We start from the raw sequence: 17631 nt of genomic DNA on the forward strand, positions 1-17631 counted from the left end.
ATGAAACTATATACAAAAACAGGCGATAAGGGACAAACGGGCTTAGTCGGGGGCAGAACGGACAAGGACAGCCTACGCGTCGAAAGCTACGGCACGATTGACGAGCTTAACAGCTTTATCGGGCTTGCTTTGGCAGAGCTTTCCGGGCAGCCCGGCTTTGAAGATCTGACAGCCGAGCTGCTGACCATCCAGCATGAGCTGTTTGACTGCGGAGGCGATCTGGCAATCGTCACAGAAAGAAAAGACTATAAACTAACGGAAGAATCTGTTTCTTTTTTAGAAACGCGCATTGATGCCTATACAGCAGAAGCACCGGAACTGAAGAAATTTATTCTACCAGGCGGATCAAGGGGTGCTTCACTTCTCCATATCGCCCGCACCATTACAAGGAGGGCAGAACGAAGAGTGGTGGCGCTGATGAAATCGGAGGAGATTCATGAAACAGTGCTGCGTTATCTCAATCGTCTGTCCGATTATTTCTTTGCCGCCGCCCGTGTTGTGAATGCAAGAAGTGGTATTGGCGATGTAGAATATGAAAGAAGTGCCATTGTGTTTCGGGACCGAAACAGCAGTGAATCATAAAAAGTGAAAACGAAAGCCGGCGTGTTCAAATACATGCTGGCTTTTTTGTTTTTCACTCTGTCAATTTCCCATTTTACGACAAAAAATGAACCTTATGAATTATTGACTGAAAAATGGAAAAATGAGATATTGTAATAAATAGATGTAAAAAATAGGCAGTGGGGGGGCTCTGATGGATGGTGAATTTAATTGAAAGTGATAGCATCTGGAAGAGAAATTTCAATTATCTGTTTTTCTCAAGAATAGTCAAGATATCCGGCGATATGTTCGCATTTAATTCAATATTATGGTTTTTAATTTATGACGGCAAAGGTGCGATCGGCACTGCTTTATTGATTGCTGTCACTTTTTTGCCGGAAGCCGTTCTGGCGCCTGTGACGGGGCCTTTTATGAAACAGACCACGCTGAAATTTTGGATGTACTTTTCAGATCTGACAAGGGCGGCGATTGTTTTGATTATCCCTCTATGTCATTTTGCGGGCTTCTCTCCGCTGTGGTTTGTCATGACGCTTATGATTGTGCATTCAGCTACTGGAGCTGCCTACAATCCCGCCTCTATCGCTTTAATTCCTCAAATCGTCAATGAACAGGGCATTCAAAAAGCAAATGCTGTGCTGCAGTCCTCCGCTCAAATTGTCAGGCTCGGGGCTGTCACATTATGCGGCGCTTTTCTTACATTTATCAGCCCTTCTTATACCATGCTTATCGCACTTGTGCTCTATCTGGTGTCAGGTTTTCTCGTTCTTTTTATTAAGTACACTGCAGTTGAATCTCAATCAGAGTCTGCGGTTGTTACACAGAGAGGCACATATATCGGAAGACTGAAACGCGGCTTTAGGCTCGTCAGAAAACACCAGATTTTATATCCGCTCGCCATTTACTGTATCTTTATGAATTTCGCGGCTGCCCCATGGGAAGCGCTCTCTGCCGTATACGTTGCAGAAGATTTAAATGGCCAGCCGATCGTATACTCGCTTTTAAAGGCCACCACCGCCGCGGGCGCGTTTTTATTAGGGTTTGTGCTGGCGAAAGTCAAAGTAAACAGATACGGCTTGTTATTCGTCACTGCCGGCATTATTGAAGGATTTGCTTTCTTTATTACCGGGATGAACACCTTTTTGCCGCTCGTCTTTTTCGCTGCTTTTACCTTTGGTGCCGCAGTCAGTGCTGTTAATGTTCCTGAGTACACGATTATCCAGACGTCTGTGGATAGTGAGGATCAGCCGCAGGTTTACGCCGTTATACATATGATCTCCAATATTTCGATCCCTGCCGGAGCTGTCATTTGCGGGTATGCCGCTAATGCTTTCGGCTCAGGAACAGTGATTGCTGCCGGCGGGATTGTCGAAATTATTGCGGGTATCGGAATCTTGCTGTTTACAAAACTGGCCAAAGCAGAAAGGTCCGACCTGATTAAAGAAAGGGAAGCAAGTGTTCATCTGTAAAGGGTTTTGAAACGCCATGCCTCGTGCATGGCGTTTTTTTGTGCCAATGGGTCCGGTGCGAGATACGACTCCGGTCTTATATAAAAATCAATCTCTGATTCGTTTTGCATATCTTCCAACTTGTATAAGATGAAGACAAGGAAAACGAAAGGAGGATCTGCATGAAGATAAACAAGAAAACAATAGGCGGATTCTTATTAATTGTATTTGGGATCTCCGTCTTTTTTGGAGGAGGAAGCTTCGGCTTTATCATCCCGCTCGCCATCGGGAGCTTAATGACATACGCAGGAGTCAAAAGGTTTGCCGCGGGAAAAACCATCACGGGAATCATCGTGGGCGGTATCGGAGCCATTATGCTCATCTGCTCACTTCCGTTTGTCGTCGGAATCGCATTGGCAGCCGCTATGGTGTATTACGGCTGGAAGCTAATGAAAAACGGATCAGCTGATAACGGTGTATCATCTTTTGATCCTGAACCGGCTTCTGCTGCCTACCAATCTCACTTTGATGACGAATGGGAAGAATTTTTGAAGAAAAAATAATATCAATATATTAGGAGGAATTAGGTATGGTATTAAAAAGAATCAGAGACATGTTTGTTGCGTCAGTTCATGAAGGACTTGATAAAATGGAGAATCCAAAGGTGATGCTGAATCAATATGTACGCGATATGGAAAGCGACATCGCAAAAGCAAAGCAAACAATTGTGAAACAGCACACGATTGCCTATCAATTTAAGAAAAAATATGAAGAAGCCGCTGAAGTGGCTGGCAAACGGAAAAATCAGGCACAGCTCGCATTTGACGCGGGTGAAGAAGAACTGGCGAAAAAGGCGCTGACTGAAATGAAGTATTTAGAAGGGAAGGCGGCTGAGCATAAAGCTTCCTATGAACAGGCAAACAGTCAGCTGGCTGATCTGAAAGAGCAGCTGGCTGCACTTGAAACAAAGCTTCAGGACGTAAAGGATAAAAAACAGGCGCTGATTGCGCGGGCAAATGCGGCGAAAGCTAAAGAGCATATGAATACGACATTTGACAAAATTGACAGTGAAAGCGCGTATCGTGAATTTTTACGTATTGAAAATCGTATTGAAGAAATGGAAATCCGCGCGAATTATTCAAAGTCAGCGGAAGCCGGCACAGAACTTACAGGTAAAGAATTCGCAGACGATGTGGAAGCGGAGATTGAAAAAATGCGGACACTTTCACTGCAAAAATCAGACCAGACACAAGCGGCAAATGAATAAGCGGAACGGGGAAGGATTTGCGGTCAAGTCCTTCCCTTCCGCACGTATCAATTCGCAAGCTTTTCCTTTATAATAGAATGAATGAGAAGGATGAAACCGAATGAAAAAAATGCTTGGCAAACTGTTGATCACTGCCGGTATTCTGGTTTTTTTCGCCGTCGTCGTAAAAGATGTGTTTGCTGCAGGCCTGGGTTTCATAAATGGCACAGAAGCCGATTCAGCCAGCGCATCGCCGCGGGACATTGACAGCATGGTCATTGAATCGGATAGCAAGGATGTCCAGATTATAGCGGAAGAACGAAGTGACATTTCGGCACGCATTTCAGGAGACTCAGGAAAGTTATTTGTTACTGAAAACAAAAGAAAACTGGAGCTGACCGTAAAGGAAAAAGAATTTCAATTTTTGAATGGGTTTAACCGTTCGACTCTTATCGTCCGGCTTCCGTATGACTACAAAGGTGATCTGACAGTGCGAACCTCAAGCGGGGACGTGTCTGTGGTCGGAAATGACCATCTTGCGCTTTCCGGGCTGAACGCAGTATCTGCGAGCGGAAATACGAGCGTGACGGACGTCCGCCTTCAAGACCTGAAAGTGAAGGCATCATCTGGGGATGTTTCCATTTCAAATACCGTCTCCAAAACAGCCGGCATTGATTTAGCTTCAGGGGACGCAAATCTGGTTCATGTATCAGGCTCTCTTGATGTGAAAATGACTTCAGGAGATTTTAATGCTGTATTGAAAAAGGTAACCGGTCCCGTATCTGTCACGCTGACAAGCGGTGATGCCAATCTAAGCCTTCCCAAAAACGGCAGCTTTACAGTCAAAGCGAAATCAGCGAGCGGTGACGTCAGTTCGCCGTATTCTTTTGCTGACAAAGCACATAAAGAACAGCATCACATCACAGGCACGCAAGGAAGCGGCCAGCATCCAATCGACATCAAAACGGACAGCGGGGATCTAGCGATACGGTAGCACCAGGCAGAAGAAAGGAGGCGGACACCAGGAATGACAAAAAAACAGCTTCTCGGATTGATCATTGCTTTATTCGGCATCAGTATGTTTTTGCAAATTATCGGAATAGGCGATCTGCTGTTTTGGCCGCTCTTTTTTCTGATTGCCGGCTATTTCCTTAAAAAATATTCCCGTGATTGGCTTGGCTCCGTCATGTATATCTTTGCCGCGTTTCTATTTTTGAAAAACCTCTTCAGCATCACCTTTAATTTATTCGGCTATGTGTTTGCCGCATTTCTGATTTACGCCGGCTACAGGCTTGTCAAAGGGAAGCCGATATTCGAACCGAATGAGAAACAGGTCAACCTCAATAAAAAAGAACATCATGATCCGCCAAAAGATGTAAAACATCCCGACATGCGCAGCTTTTTTATCGGTGAGCTGCAAATGATGAAGAAGCCGTTTGACCTGAATGATTTAAATGTCTCTGGTTTTATCGGTGATATCAAAATCGATTTATCTAAAGCGATGATTCCTGAGGGAGAAAGTACAATCGTCATTAGCGGAGTCATTGGAAACGTTGATATTTATGTACCATCGGACCTTGAAGTGGCTGTCAGCTCAGCTGTTTTTATAGGTGACATCAATCTGATCGGCTCGAAGAAAAGCGGATTAAGCACGAAGGTATATGCCGCGTCAACCGATTTCAGCGAGTCAAAGCGCCGTGTCAAAGTGTCCGTTTCCTTATTTATCGGTGATGTGGATGTGAAGTACGTATGAGAAAAAAAATGCTTGCCAGCCTCCAATGGCGCGCCATCCGCATGACAACGGGAATCAGCCTGCTCCTTTTTGTTTGCCTGATTTCCTTTATGATGTTTTACTATCGGCTCGATCCGCTTGTTTTGCTGTCATCAAGCTGGTTCGGAATTCCGTTTATCCTGATTTTGCTTCTGATCAGCGTGACCGTCGGTTTCGCCTCAGGGTATATGTACGGCAACCGGTTGAAGACAAGGATTGATACATTAATTGAATCCATTTTAACCTTTGAAAACGGCAATTTCGCTTATCGGATACCGCCGCTCGGTGATGATGAAATCGGCCTGGCCGCCGATCAGCTGAACGAAATGGCGAAGCGCGTGGAGCTTCAAGTCGCATCCCTGCAGAAACTTTCCAATGAACGTGCGGAATGGCAGGCTCAAATGAAGAAGTCGGTTATCTCAGAAGAACGCCAGCGGTTGGCCAGAGATCTTCATGATGCGGTCAGCCAGCAGCTCTTTGCCATATCGATGATGACATCAGCCGTGCTGGAACATGTCAAGGATGCTGATGATAAAACAGTCAAGCGGATCAAGATGGTCGAGCATATGGCAGGCGAAGCCCAAAATGAGATGAGGGCGCTGCTGCTCCATTTACGGCCTGTTACCCTTGAAGGAAAAGGGCTGAAGGAGGGCCTTACGGAGCTTTTGGACGAGTTCCGAAAAAAGCAGCCGATTGATATTGAGTGGGATATACAGGACACAGCGATATCCAAGGGTGTTGAAGACCACTTGTTCAGAATCGTGCAGGAGGCCCTTTCAAACGTATTTAGACATTCAAAAGCGTCAAAAGTAACCGTGATTCTGGGCATAAAGAACAGCCAGCTCCGTCTGAAGGTGATTGATAATGGAAAAGGCTTTAAAATGGACCAGGTGAAAGCATCCTCATACGGCCTGAATTCTATGAAAGAACGTGCAAGTGAAATCGGCGGGGTCGCCGAAGTGATTTCAGTAGAAGGAAAAGGCACCCAAATCGAAGTGAAGGTCCCGATTTTCCCGGAAGAAAAAGGAGAGAACGAACGTGATTCGAGTATTATTGATTGATGATCATGAAATGGTCAGAATGGGGCTCGCGGCTTTTTTGGAGGCGCAGCCCGATATTGAAGTCATCGGCGAAGCATCGGACGGCAGCGAAGGTGTTCGGCTTGCTGTGGAACTGTCGCCTGATGTCATTTTAATGGACCTTGTCATGGAGGGCATGGATGGCATTGAAGCTACAAAGCAAATCTGCCGCGAGCTTTCTGACCCGAAAATTATTGTGCTCACTAGCTTCATTGATGATGACAAAGTGTACCCGGTTATTGAAGCTGGCGCGCTCAGCTATCTGTTGAAAACCTCAAAAGCGGCAGAAATCGCCGATGCCATCCGCGCCGCAAGCAAGGGAGAGCCGAAGCTGGAGTCAAAAGTGGCGGGAAAAGTATTATCTAGGCTGCGCCACTCAGGTGAAAACGCGCTCCCGCATGAATCGCTTACGAAACGGGAGCTCGAAATACTCTGCCTGATCGCAGAAGGAAAGACAAACAAAGAAATAGGCGAGGAACTGTTTATTACGATTAAAACAGTCAAAACACATATTACCAATATTTTATCAAAGCTGGATGTCAGTGACCGGACGCAGGCGGCGGTGTACGCACACCGAAATCACCTCGTAAAATAGGGGCCGCTATTTGTTCGCGCCTTTCGTTCCGAAGTCTCTGACAACCACGTTGACCCGGTAGTCTATTTCCGCATTGCTGAAATAATCCTCATCCCATTTTCTTGAAATCTTTTTCCACTTTTGAGGATAATGAATTCTGACCTCGTTTCCCAGCCCGGTGACGTCCGCTTTGATCTCTTTCTGCAGTTTCCCTGTAATAAATGCTGTTACTGTATCGTGTACCCGTTTTTCAACTGTCTTTTCAATACTTTTGATATATGAATCCTTAAACGAATCTTCATTGGGATTCCAATCCTCAGATAGACGACCTTCAATATTTCGGGTGACAGTGAATTTGAACTTCCCGTCCTTGTAGGCCGTCTTGATCTTCCGATTGCTCGAATATACTTCATAAGAAAAGAGATGGCCATCGCGCTTCAAGTCAATGACGCCTCCCTCGACAGTGCCTGAAAATAAGTTGATATTTTGAACCTCAATCGGGGTGAGATCCCGGTGCCATAATTTATTTTTTATGATTGAGGCTCCGTTTATCGCGAGCTTGCCGTTTTCCTTACCGACATGTGGGATGAGGAATGAATCGTCAGAGGTTAAGTGTTCTGAGATCTCCCCCAATGTAACTGGCTCCATCATTCTGATCGTCACCTTATTATTCTCTGTCAGATCATATATCACGTTGGATGCGGGCTCGCCTTCATCATTCATGTTAAATATATCCTTAGTTCGGCCGTTGGTGATAAAGACGTAGGAACTCCTCCTTGTTCCGTTGTCTCTGACAAACTGGTTAATGATCGCGTCCATTCCAATTTGATCCGCAATCACGCTTTTGGAAAGCAGAATGAGACGCAAATGCTGTGAAAACGTAGGATTATGCTTTAATGCAGAGGTTCTCATCATTTGATGGACAGTTTCACCCTTTGTGATAGAAAGCTGTGTCGGATCAGATGAAGAGCCCTCCTTGGCGCTGATTTTTTTCGGCACGAGAATTTGCTGTGTCAGCTCTAAATTTTCATCGTCAGGCTTGTCTAGCCCTACTCCGATCACTAAGCTTAATTCCTCGATATTCTCACTGTCCCAGCATCCGGACAGCAATAGGGTGCATATAAACATACATAAAATCCGGATTTTCATTTTGCTGTAATCCTCCTCTTGAGAGCTACAATGAAAAAGAGAATGAAGGGAAGCAGAAACAGGGAGACAAAAATATAGCCAAGATAATCGCTATACACCATGACTTGATTGGCGTCATCCGGCCAGAGAGAAAAATAAAAGACCGTTATGCCGATAATCACCATGCTTGTTTTAGTCGATAATCCGAATGTCTTCTTTAGCCCGTTAGCGGCAAAATATCCGTAAATGACAAAAGTCGTGAAAAACTGGATAATCCAGACGACCAGTAAAAAGGATTCAAACCGTTCAATGAATATGCCTTTAAGCTCAAAGGACTGAAAGAGAGAAATGGTCGGCCAAATCAGCGTTTTCACCTCGGGAGCGGTCAAAGCTCCGACAACGAGAATATACGTCAAGATATATAAAATAATCGGAATCAAAAATCCTATAGATGCATACCTGAACGTGTATTTCTTTTTCTTCATATTTTCAGGGAGAAACAGCATTACTTCCATTCCTAAAAAAGAGATGGAAACAACAGTAAGGGAGTTTGCAATGGGGCCAAGGCCTTGGCCTAAAACAGGACGCAAATTATTAATATCAAAAATTTTAAAACTGATCCCAAACACAACCAGCAAAATAATAATGGTTACCGTTAAATAAAAGGGAAACAGCCGCGACACATCACTTAAGCCCCCAACAATTAAATAAATGCCGCAGCAAATAAACGTTAAAATAATGACTTGAATTGGGGTTCTCTCCAGCAGGAAAAACTTCACCATTTCAGCCATTGCCCGTGTCTCGAAGCTGGCTACGCCGAGGAAATAGCCGCAGATCAAAAGGCCGATGATGCTGCCGATCCATTTCCCAAGCCCTTCCTTCAAATATTCAAAGAGTGAAGGGTATTGATGTTTTTTCTGAATGAGCGTGTTTAAATAAATGAAGAAAATAAAAATGAAACCTTCTAATATCAGCGTGATCCAGCCGTCAGGCGTATTAGCCTTAGTGGTCAGCGCTCGCGGCAATGTTAAAAGTCCGGCCCCAAGCATTGTATTTGCAACAATAGAAATACCTTGAAAGGTATTAAGTTTCAGTGGAGTCTGTTTTTGGCTCATTTGGATTATTCGCCTCTTTTGGTTTGTTTTTAATTGGGAGACGGATAATGGAGTCATCCGTATTTTTCAGGCTGAAGAATCCATTCGGCGAAAAATACGGAGACCCAAAGCTCGTTTGTCTCGTTAAGTGCGTATAAACGACAAGCATAAATAAAATAATGCCGTACAGCCCTAAAATAGCGGCGGAAAACATCGAAATAAAACGCAGCACCCGGAAAGACAGACCCATTCCGTATTGAGGAACGGTAAAGGATGCCAGGGCAATGACACTGACGACAATAACCATAATCGAACTGACGAGATTCGCTTCTACAGCCGCCTGTCCGATGACTACGCCCCCGACGAGGCCGATCGTCTGTCCGAGCGGATTGGGGAGACGCAGCCCGGCTTCTCTTAGCAGCTCGATGGTGACTTCCATCAGCAGGGCTTCAAATATCGGAGGGAACGGCACGTTTTCCCTGTTCGCCGAAATCGTGACGGCGAGTGCGGTCGGCAGCAGCCCTTGATGGAAGGAAACGAGTGCAATATAAATCGATGACAAAAACAAGGTGATGAAGATAGAAGCAAAGCGCAGCGACCGGATAAGAGATGCTGAAATCCAGCGTTCATAGTAGTCATCCGGGGATTGCATCAGGATGCCGAGAGAAACCGGCACCAGCAGCACAAATGGTGAACTGTCGACCAAAATTGCCACACGGCCGTTAAACAGGGCTGAAGATACTTTGTCAGGTCTTTCCGTATTTTGAATCTGCGGAAATGGTGAATATTTATTATCTTCAATGAGCTCCTCGAGCGTTCCGCTGTCCTGGATATCCTCCAGCTGGATATTTTTAAGCCGCGCCTTCACTTCTTTTATGACGGACTTTTTTGCTTTGCCTTCAATGTACATAATGGCTGCCGGCTTCAGCTTGTTTTCGCCGATCATGATTTTTTTGGTGATCAATTTCGGATGAGAGGTTCTTTGTCTGATCAGAGCGAGATTTGTATCAATATCCTCTACAAACGCAACTTTTGGGCCGCGTACCACTTTTTCAGTTGTCGGCTCTGTCAGGCTTCTTGTTTTTTTCTTTCCTGTGGTCAGAATATAGGCTTTATCCAATCCGTTGATAAACACAGCACAATTGCCGTTGAGAATCGATTCAATCGTTTTTTTTGCGGTTTCAATAGGTCTTGCGTCAAGCTGGTCAAGGCGTTTTTTGACCTGGTCAAGCGTTAAGGTCTCCTCATCTTTAATCAAAGTTTTAATGGCTTCTGACACCTTATTCTCATCAGTCATTTCACTGAAATAGAGATAGTAAAAAACCAGTCCGTTCGCAAGCATTTTTTTGTTTTTCACCAGATCATCGTTTTCTTTTAATTTTGGGAGCACCAATGCTAAATTATCGTGTATATATTCCTTAAACTCTGTTTGTTCCAATGAGGTCACCTCTTATCCAAAACCTTAGTAGAGGTTATCTTTTCCTGTTAAAAAAATGATATACTGTGTTAGAGTATTTCATGGAGTAAGTTTTTTTATGAAAGCGGAGGATACGAAGTGGCACAGGTAAGGCTAGCTGGAAAACAAGAAGAAATTGAACAGCTCATTAGATCATTTGAAAAGCATTATGATGTCTCTTACACATCAAAGGAGTACGGAAGGACGAATCCAAAATACAAATATTCAAAGGATTCCCGCGTATATCTTGAATTAAAATTAAAATCTGCCAAGATCGAAAAATAAAAAGGATTTTTTGTGTCATTGGCGAATTATGATCTATTGAAGCAACCGTTATGGAGGGATACATAAATGGAATACAGAATTGAACGAGACACCATGGGAGAAGTAAAAGTTCCTGCTGATAAATTTTGGGGCGCCCAAACACAGCGAAGCAAGGAGAACTTTAAGATCGGTTCTGAAAAAATGCCGATGCGTGTTGTGAAGGCGTTTGCAATATTAAAACGAAGCACAGCTCTAGCTAATAAACGCCTCGGCAATCTGGATGCTGAAAAAGCAGAAGCGATTGCAGCGGTTTGTGATGATGTGCTCAAAGGCAAGTACGATGACAACTTCCCGCTTGTCGTATGGCAGACCGGAAGCGGCACACAAAGCAATATGAACATGAACGAAGTGGTAGCCAACCGTGCGACTGCTTTATTAAAAGAGAAGAACTCTGATCAAACGATTCATCCAAATGATGACGTGAACCGAAGCCAAAGCTCAAACGACACATTCCCGACTGCGATGCATGTTGCCGCTGTTTTGGCTGTTTACGAGCAGCTTGTGCCGGCGCTTGATCAGCTTCGCAATACACTGGATGAAAAAGCAAAAGCATACAATGATATTGTCAAAATCGGACGCACGCATCTTCAGGATGCTACGCCACTGACCCTCGGACAGGAAATCAGCGGATGGGTTCACATGCTGGACCGTTCGAAGGAAATGATTTTGGAAGCGACAGATAAAATGCGTGCGCTTGCAATTGGTGGAACGGCTGTCGGAACGGGTATCAACGCCCACCCAGAGTTTGGAGAGCTTGTCTCAGAAGAGATCACTAAGCTGACCGGCCAAACGTTCAGCAGCTCACCGAATAAATTCCACGCCCTGACAAGCCATGACGAAATCACTTATGCGCATGGCGCATTAAAAGCGCTTGCGGCTGACTTGATGAAAATCGCGAACGATGTCAGATGGCTCGCCAGCGGACCTCGCTGCGGCATCGGGGAGATCGTCATTCCTGAAAATGAACCGGGAAGCTCCATTATGCCTGGTAAAGTCAACCCGACACAAAGCGAAGCGTTAACAATGATCGCAGCGCAAATCATGGGGAACGATGCGACAATCGGCTTTGCGGCGAGTCAGGGGAACTTTGAACTGAACGTGTTTAAGCCTGTTATTATTTACAACTTCCTGCAATCTGTGCAGCTGCTCAGTGACGGCATGAATTCATTCCATGATAAATGTGCTGTCGGTATTGAGCCTAATAAAGAAACCATTCAGGAAAACCTGTCAAATTCATTAATGCTTGTTACGGCGCTGAACCCGCATATCGGTTATGAAAACGCGGCGAAAATCGCCAAGCTTGCCCATAAAGAGGGATTGACGCTCAAAGAAGCAGCTTTGAAGCTTGAATTGCTGACAGAGGAGCAATTTAACGAAATGGTTAAGCCGGAAGACATGGTAAAACCAAAGGCGTAATAGAAAGAAAGAACGGCTGCTTTTTAAGCAGCCGTTCTTCTAAATATGTTGCTGTTTTAATAAATATTTAAGCTGCTCCGCATCTTTGGCGAGAGCTTCAGACTCCGTCAGATTATGAATCATTCCTTTTATGATCGCCAGCTTCGGTGTTTTTTTCTTCATTTCTGCTTCAAGTATGTCCAAGCTCTCCGATAATTCAAGAGAGGAGTTTGTGTGTAAGCTGTTAATTTTGTCACGTAGGCTTTTCACAATCGATTCAGTCAGCGGGTCAGGCCGTCCGTGCGTAAGAGGCCCGAATAAAGAGCTCGCCTCTTCCAATGTGATGAAAGGCTTATCATTTCGTTCAGACATGCCTTTTACCATATCATCAATTCGATTCATAATGATATCAGCTAATTGAGACGGCTTCACAGTGTACCCGAGCAAAATCATGCATTCCAGGTAAATCTGGCTGATACCCTCTATTAAAAAACAAAGCTCAGCAGTGTACGGTTCCGCTTTTTTTCCATAGATGTTCAGCAGGCTGTCGATATGAAATTGAAGTGAGGACTGGCGGATTTTTTTTGCGCATTGCTCTACTTCTTCTGTGTAAGGCAGAGAACCCTCCTTCAACTGCATGCTGATAAAATCTTTGTGTTCAAGAATGTTTTCATAGAGGACGGTCAGCTGTTTACGGTAAGCCGTTCTGGGGCTGTCGCCCTTCGTTTTAATATTTAAAATTCGGGTAAACGTTTTATCATAATAGTAGTTCAGCATAGAGAGAAGAAGCGCTTCTTTCGAAGGAAAATAAATATAAAAAGCGCCTTTAGATATTTTGCATTCTTTTGCGATTTCCTGGACTGATGTTGAGTTGTATCCTTTTTGGGCAAATAGTTTTAAGGCTGTTTCAATAATCAGTTTTTCTTTTTCCTTCAATGGTTCCACCCTTTCGGAGCCCGGAGGCCTGCTAGGATATGACCATATAGTCACACCGTCTGTTATAAAATTAACCTTATTGTAACTTGTTTTTTTATCATGTATTATTTATATTATAAATTGAGATGACCGAATGGTCAAAGCTCAAGCGAAAGGGTGAATCTAGAATGAGAGAATTGGACGAAATGATCAGCCGCTTGCGAAACAGAGGAATCAAAGTGGAGAAAGTCAAATATCCGAAGCAGACCTTGTCAGAGAAAAAATGGGTTCATCAATGCAAACAGCCGCTCAAAACAAATTACAGAGATTTTAACGGCTATTCTTTCACATAAAAAAATAGACTGCAAAACATCTACAGTCTATTTTGGCACTGCTATGCGGTATGTTACACCCGTTTTGTCATTTTCAATTGAGATAGATGCCTTATGAAGAGTTAAAATTCGTTTTACGATGCTTAGACCAATGCCGAATTCGCCTTTCTTCCCTTTATTAAAAGGCTCATAGAGGCTGGAGAGCATCTCATCTTCAATATGCGGACCGTCATTTTTAATGGTGATCACGATATTTCGATCATCTTGTTTCATGCTGATTTCTATTTTTGTCTCAGCATAGCGGATTTGATTTTCCAAAATGTTTTCAAGGAGTTTGTTCCATTGCTCCGGATCGCCCGGCATCAAAATATCCTCTTCTACATCAATTTCCCACGATAGTTCTTTCCGCGCCCACTTCAATCGTTCGATGACTTCTTCTGTCACTTCCACAATACTGAACATGTCGTGCTGCACTTTTTGCTTCGCTAAATAATCCAGCTTCGTTAAATATAATAAATCCTTTATTTTTTTCTCCAGCTTAAGGGCTTCGCATTCAATAACATCTACAGTGTTTTCAAGGTCTCCTTTAGGAAAAATCCCGTCTTTAATTGATTGTGTATAGCCTCTGATGACCATGACCGGCGTTTTTAAATCATGGGAGATATTTTGCAATAGGGTTCTTTCTGTTTCATCCTTTTGCACAAGCTTTTGGCGCATCTCTTCGATGGTATGGCCCAATTTGCCGATTTCATCTTTCCGGTCCACTTTTACTGGGTCATCCCAATCCTGTTCAGAAATCCGTTTGACGTGTTTTTCAAATGATACAAGAGGCCTTGATAAATACTTTGCAAGCCAAATAGCCGGAATCCAGCTTAATAAAATGACGACAGCTATAATAAACAGAAGCTGTTTGAACAAGGTATAGGCCAAATCGTCCCGATAAGAATCAAGCGCGTAAGAGAGCATCATCGCTGATTGTCCATTGACTGAAAGTCCCTTTTTAATGACAAAAAACACTTTCTCTCCATTGACGTCGGCGCTGTAACGTTTCTTTTTAGCTTCCTGCTTATCAGCCAGCTTGTACACCTTGTGGATAAATGAAGATGACAGAATGCTTAAATCCTTGTCTGAAGAAGCCTCTTCATTTTCAGGAAGGAGCACGTGCTGTACGGAGCGGACAGTTGTCGGCGCCGTCGCTTCTTCGCTGTAATAGCGCCTTTCAATCGAACCTGGCAGGCGGTATTCTGTCAGAACATGCTGCTCATTTTCAATCGTCGTATACGTTTCATTAGTGAAAAAATCTCGCAGCGTGTTTGAAAATAACACAAGCAGTAAAATCGATATCGCTAACAGGATGCCGGATATGACAACCCATATCTGAAACGCGAGCGGCTTGTTTTTCATGATGACATCATCCTGTAGCCGAAACCGTAAATCGTCTCCACCTTCAATTCAGGCATCTTTCTGCGCAGTCTCCGGACGAGATCATCAACGACCCGGTCTGTTCCGAAGTAGTCATGCCCCCACACTTTTAGGAGGATATCCTCACGAGAGTACGGATGCCCTTTATGATGGATAAATAATAGCAGCAGATCAAATTCCTTTGACGTCAAATTGATGATATTCCCGTTTTCGTCATAGACCTCGCGGGCGTCTTCAGCGACCCGATACGAGGAGACGGCAATTTCATTTTTTTGTACAGGAGGAGCTTCCTTATATACGAGCTGCAGCAGCTTTTGCACACGGATAATCAGCTCCCGCGGCAGAAACGGCTTTGAAATGTAGTCATTGCTGCCAAGCTCTAAGCCAAGCACTCTGTCAATATCCGCATCTCGGGCGGAAATAAAAATGACCGGCACGTCAGGATCTTTCGCCTTGATTTCTTTTATTAATGTATAGCCGTCGGTATCCGGCAGCATGATATCGAGAATCCATAGGTGGGGAGACGGTGTCATTTTCTTTCTGGCGTCTTCACCTTTCGTAAAAGATGTAATGTTCCAGCCCTCATTCTCTAAATACTTCGTCAGCAGTTCATTCAGGTTATCCTCATCTTCAACTAGATAAATGGTGTATGACAAGGCACTTCACATCCTTTCAACGTCATTATAAACTAGTTTTAACATACGGCAGGCAATTTTCATAATTTCACATATTCTTTTCATTTTTATCCCACAATGTTTGTTTATGATATGGTTAAGGGAAGAAAGGAAGAGAAAAAGAGCGAGGAAGATGTAGGATGATTAAACATATTCTATTTTGGTGCTTTGCTTTTCTCCTCATTATTGGGACAATTGAACTTGTACATGCGATGAATATGTAACGATAAATGAATAACCGTTAAAGGAGTGTAAGAACATGGATTATCGACGTGATGGCCAAAACGATCAACATCAAACTGAATCTTCACATACAGAACAGCAGAATACAGAAAACCAGAAGCTGATTGGACATTCTGAACAAGAATTGCTTGACGCGCCTGTATCGTATGAAGCGGGACGGCAGGAAACGGCTTCTGCTTTAGAAATGGAAAAGCAAGAAACGGCTGTGAAAAAAGAAAAGAAACGGAGAGCCGCATGGCTGAGCCCGATTTTAGGCGGTATTATCGGCGGGGGCCTCATGCTTGGCATCGCGCCTTATCTGCCGTCAGACCAAAATCAGGCGACCGAGACCGCTTCCGCAAATAAACAGGTGCAGTCTGATAATTTTACAACGGCGCCGATAACGAACGCATCAAACATCGCTGATATGGTAGAGGATTTAGAGCCTACGATTGTCGGAATCTCAAATATCCAAACCTCTCAAAATAACACATTCGGCACGGGAGGAGGCTCCAGCTCAGAAAGTGAAAGCGGAACCGGGTCAGGTGTTATTTTCAAAAAAGACAGTGATAAAGCGTATATCATTACAAACAACCATGTCGTTGAAGGCGCGAACAAGCTGACTGTTACACTATACAACGGAGAAACGGAAACTGCCAAGCTTGTCGGCAGCGATACCATTACTGATTTGGCAGTTTTGGAAATCAGCAGCAAGAACGTCAAAAAAGTGGCGAGCTTTGGTGATTCTTCACAGCTGCGCACTGGCGAAAAGGTAATCGCTATCGGTAACCCGCTCGGACAGCAGTTTTCCGGTACGGTGACACAAGGCATCATTAGCGGACTGAACCGGACAATTGATGTGGATACAACACAAGGGACGGTGGAAATGAACGTGCTGCAAACCGATGCAGCGATCAACCCGGGGAACAGCGGAGGCCCATTAATCAATGCAAGCGGCCAGGTCATCGGCATCAACAGCTTGAAGGTGAGCGAAAGCGGCGTGGAATCACTTGGATTTGCGATCCCAAGCAATGATGTCGAGCCGATTGTTGACCAGCTGCTGCAAAACGGGAAGGTGGACCGTCCGTTTTTAGGCGTGCAGATGATTGACATGTCACAAGTTCCTGAAACTTATCAGGAAAATACGCTCGGCCTGTTTGGAGATCAATTGGGCAAAGGTGTTTATGTAAAAGAAGTTCAAGCAAATTCACCGGCAGAAAAAGCAGGTATTAAATCTGAGGATGTCATTGTCAAACTAAACGGTAAAGACGTGGAAAGCAGTGCGGATATCCGTCAGATCCTTTACAAAGACTTAAAAGTCGGAGATAAAACAACAATCCAAGTGCTGCGAAAGGGAAAAACGAAAACGTTGAACGCGACACTGACCAAGCAGACAGAAAGCAGTTCAAGCTAAGAAAAAAACAAAAAGCTGAACCCAAATAGGGTTCAGCTTTTTTTATCCTAAGTAAGAGGAAAGCATCCACACTTGTTTTTCAACTTCTTCAATTAATCCGACAAACAAGTCCGCTGTCGCATTGTCTTGATTTTCTTCAGCCAGGCCGATCACGAATTTAGATTCGCTGCTGATTTGTTTGTAGTCGTTTACCAATGCTTGTACCATTTCTGAAGCTGATGTTTCGTTTCCGCCGTCTGTGATAGATGCATGCTCAGTGTATTCTTTCACTGTGGCAACAGGCTGTCCGCCAATCGCCAGCAGGCGCTCAGCGATTGTATCGACTGTTTCAGCCGCATGGTCATAAAGTTCTTCAAATTTCTCGTGCAATGTAAAGAAATGAGGCCCTTTCACATACCAATGGAAACGGTGGAGCTTAGAGTATAAAAGAAACCAGTTTGATAATTGTGTGTTCATTGAATTCTCAACTAATGTTTGATTTGTTTTTGCATTTTCAGTTTTCATAAGATAACGTCCTCCTTGTGATCTGTTGATTTAATTATACCATATACTAAATAAAAATCAATACTAAATTATAAT

At 44.0% G+C, this 17631-nt stretch carries 19 protein-coding genes; 12 read left to right on the top strand and 7 right to left on the bottom strand.

All coding sequences use genetic code 11. From position 1 onward, the window contains the following. The 8 genes from WA279_RS12260 to liaR all read left to right on the top strand — a co-directional run bounded on the left by WA279_RS12260 (nt 1) and on the right by liaR (nt 6697). Nucleotides 1-582 (top strand): cob(I)yrinic acid a,c-diamide adenosyltransferase, encoded by a 582-nt coding sequence (locus tag WA279_RS12260; protein ID WP_042974726.1) that lies wholly within the window; start codon nt 1-3, stop codon nt 580-582. 176 nt (nt 583-758) lie between these two features. Next, on the top strand, nt 759-2027 hold the full coding sequence (locus WA279_RS12265) for an MFS transporter (RefSeq protein ID WP_003228502.1): 1269 nt from the start codon (nt 759-761) through the stop codon (nt 2025-2027). Between the two features lie 161 nt (nt 2028-2188). Next, nucleotides 2189-2569 carry a cell envelope stress-induced membrane anchor protein LiaI gene (gene liaI / locus WA279_RS12270; protein WP_014480835.1) on the top strand — a complete coding sequence of 127 codons (381 nt, stop codon included), beginning with the start codon at nt 2189-2191 and terminating at the stop codon, nt 2567-2569. 26 nt (nt 2570-2595) lie between these two features. Next, nucleotides 2596-3273 (top strand): stress responsive protein LiaH, encoded by a 678-nt coding sequence (gene liaH / locus WA279_RS12275; RefSeq protein WP_336155511.1) that lies wholly within the window; start codon nt 2596-2598, stop codon nt 3271-3273. A 100-nt stretch (nt 3274-3373) separates the two neighbouring features. Beyond that, nucleotides 3374-4246: a LiaG family protein gene (liaG, locus tag WA279_RS12280; RefSeq protein WP_336155512.1), complete on the top strand. Its 873-nt coding sequence runs from the start codon at nt 3374-3376 to the stop codon at nt 4244-4246. A gap of 33 nt (nt 4247-4279) precedes the next feature. Then, entirely contained in the window at nt 4280-5005 is a 726-nt protein-coding gene (gene liaF, locus WA279_RS12285; protein ID WP_123373830.1) for a LiaRS two-component regulatory system accessory protein LiaF, read from the top strand. Continuing rightward, the gene (liaS, locus tag WA279_RS12290; protein WP_014477944.1) at nt 5002-6084 is read left to right on the top strand and encodes a two-component system sensor histidine kinase LiaS; all 1083 of its coding nucleotides are present in this window, start codon (nt 5002-5004) and stop codon (nt 6082-6084) included. Before liaF ends, liaS begins: the two co-directional genes overlap by 4 nt. Then, nucleotides 6062-6697 carry a two-component system response regulator LiaR gene (gene liaR / locus WA279_RS12295; RefSeq protein ID WP_123373831.1) on the top strand — a complete coding sequence of 212 codons (636 nt, stop codon included), beginning with the start codon at nt 6062-6064 and terminating at the stop codon, nt 6695-6697. The genes liaS and liaR overlap by 23 nt, the downstream gene beginning before the upstream one ends. Before the next feature lie 6 nt (nt 6698-6703). Here liaR and gerAC read toward each other — a convergent pair whose 3' ends face one another. From gerAC to gerAA, 3 genes are read right to left on the bottom strand one after another with little or no spacing between them, the layout of a single operon-like run. Beyond that, nucleotides 6704-7825, bottom strand: coding sequence for a spore germination receptor protein GerAC (gerAC, locus tag WA279_RS12300; protein ID WP_336155513.1), 1122 nt, complete (start codon nt 7823-7825; stop codon nt 6704-6706). Further along, nucleotides 7822-8919 carry a spore germination receptor protein GerAB gene (gerAB, locus tag WA279_RS12305; RefSeq protein ID WP_336155514.1) on the bottom strand — a complete coding sequence of 366 codons (1098 nt, stop codon included), beginning with the start codon at nt 8917-8919 and terminating at the stop codon, nt 7822-7824. Before gerAB ends, gerAC begins: the two co-directional genes overlap by 4 nt. Continuing rightward, complete coding sequence (gene gerAA, locus WA279_RS12310) at nt 8888-10336, bottom strand: spore germination receptor protein GerAA (RefSeq protein WP_038429601.1); 1449 nt, start codon at nt 10334-10336, stop codon at nt 8888-8890. The genes gerAB and gerAA overlap by 32 nt, the downstream gene beginning before the upstream one ends. A 117-nt stretch (nt 10337-10453) precedes the next feature. Here gerAA and WA279_RS12315 point away from each other — a divergent pair, with 117 nt between their 5' ends. Then, a complete protein-coding gene (locus tag WA279_RS12315; RefSeq protein WP_003221676.1) occupies nt 10454-10639 on the top strand; it encodes a YvzF family protein in 186 nt (61 codons plus the stop codon). 66 nt (nt 10640-10705) lie between these two features. After that, entirely contained in the window at nt 10706-12094 is a 1389-nt protein-coding gene (gene fumC / locus WA279_RS12320; protein WP_003228523.1) for a class II fumarate hydratase, read from the top strand. A 39-nt stretch (nt 12095-12133) separates the two neighbouring features. On the opposite strand, the gene WA279_RS12325 is transcribed toward fumC, so the two are convergent. Further along, entirely contained in the window at nt 12134-13009 is an 876-nt protein-coding gene (locus tag WA279_RS12325; protein WP_251188326.1) for a TetR/AcrR family transcriptional regulator, read from the bottom strand. Between the two features lie 167 nt (nt 13010-13176). Between WA279_RS12325 and spxO the strand changes: the two genes are divergently transcribed. Then, on the top strand, nt 13177-13341 hold the full coding sequence (spxO, locus tag WA279_RS12330) for an anti-adapter protein SpxO (protein WP_003221681.1): 165 nt from the start codon (nt 13177-13179) through the stop codon (nt 13339-13341). A gap of 27 nt (nt 13342-13368) precedes the next feature. On the opposite strand, the gene cssS is transcribed toward spxO, so the two are convergent. Both cssS and cssR read right to left on the bottom strand, forming a co-directional pair. Beyond that, a complete protein-coding gene (gene cssS, locus WA279_RS12335; protein ID WP_003228527.1) occupies nt 13369-14724 on the bottom strand; it encodes a secretion stress-responsive two-component system sensor histidine kinase CssS in 1356 nt (451 codons plus the stop codon). Beyond that, complete coding sequence (gene cssR / locus WA279_RS12340; protein ID WP_003228529.1) at nt 14721-15398, bottom strand: secretion stress-responsive two-component system response regulator CssR; 678 nt, start codon at nt 15396-15398, stop codon at nt 14721-14723. The genes cssS and cssR overlap by 4 nt, the downstream gene beginning before the upstream one ends. A 277-nt stretch (nt 15399-15675) precedes the next feature. On the opposite strand from cssR, the gene htrB reads away from it, so the two are divergent. Then, on the top strand, nt 15676-17052 hold the full coding sequence (gene htrB / locus WA279_RS12345) for a serine protease Do-like protein HtrB (RefSeq protein WP_251188325.1): 1377 nt from the start codon (nt 15676-15678) through the stop codon (nt 17050-17052). Nucleotides 17053-17094: 42 nt separating this feature from the next. Here the strand turns inward: htrB and mrgA are convergent, their stop codons facing one another. Beyond that, nucleotides 17095-17556 carry a metalloregulation DNA-binding stress protein MgrA gene (gene mrgA / locus WA279_RS12350; RefSeq protein WP_014477938.1) on the bottom strand — a complete coding sequence of 154 codons (462 nt, stop codon included), beginning with the start codon at nt 17554-17556 and terminating at the stop codon, nt 17095-17097. Nucleotides 17557-17631: the final 75 nt, after the last annotated feature.

The organism is Bacillus sp. 204(2023) (assembly GCF_037027505.1).
Classification (GTDB): Bacteria; Bacillota; Bacilli; order Bacillales; family Bacillaceae; genus Bacillus; species Bacillus subtilis.

What these genes read in the sequence shown, in the direction of transcription:
- htrB (WP_251188325.1), top strand. Translation starts at nt 15,676, where the DNA reads ATGGATTATCGACGTGATGGCCAAAACGATCAACATCAAACTGAATCT.
- liaH (WP_336155511.1), top strand. Translation starts at nt 2,596, where the DNA reads ATGGTATTAAAAAGAATCAGAGACATGTTTGTTGCGTCAGTTCATGAA.
- WA279_RS12265 (WP_003228502.1), top strand. Translation starts at nt 759, where the DNA reads ATGGTGAATTTAATTGAAAGTGATAGCATCTGGAAGAGAAATTTCAAT.
- fumC (WP_003228523.1), top strand. Translation starts at nt 10,706, where the DNA reads ATGGAATACAGAATTGAACGAGACACCATGGGAGAAGTAAAAGTTCCT.
- cssS (WP_003228527.1), bottom strand. Translation starts at nt 14,724, where the DNA reads ATGAAAAACAAGCCGCTCGCGTTTCAGATATGGGTTGTCATATCCGGC.
- liaG (WP_336155512.1), top strand. Translation starts at nt 3,374, where the DNA reads ATGAAAAAAATGCTTGGCAAACTGTTGATCACTGCCGGTATTCTGGTT.
- mrgA (WP_014477938.1), bottom strand. Translation starts at nt 17,556, where the DNA reads ATGAAAACTGAAAATGCAAAAACAAATCAAACATTAGTTGAGAATTCA.
- liaF (WP_123373830.1), top strand. Translation starts at nt 4,280, where the DNA reads ATGACAAAAAAACAGCTTCTCGGATTGATCATTGCTTTATTCGGCATC.
- liaS (WP_014477944.1), top strand. Translation starts at nt 5,002, where the DNA reads ATGAGAAAAAAAATGCTTGCCAGCCTCCAATGGCGCGCCATCCGCATG.
- WA279_RS12260 (WP_042974726.1), top strand. Translation starts at nt 1, where the DNA reads ATGAAACTATATACAAAAACAGGCGATAAGGGACAAACGGGCTTAGTC.
- liaI (WP_014480835.1), top strand. Translation starts at nt 2,189, where the DNA reads ATGAAGATAAACAAGAAAACAATAGGCGGATTCTTATTAATTGTATTT.
- spxO (WP_003221681.1), top strand. Translation starts at nt 13,177, where the DNA reads ATGAGAGAATTGGACGAAATGATCAGCCGCTTGCGAAACAGAGGAATC.
- gerAB (WP_336155514.1), bottom strand. Translation starts at nt 8,919, where the DNA reads ATGAGCCAAAAACAGACTCCACTGAAACTTAATACCTTTCAAGGTATT.
- gerAC (WP_336155513.1), bottom strand. Translation starts at nt 7,825, where the DNA reads ATGAAAATCCGGATTTTATGTATGTTTATATGCACCCTATTGCTGTCC.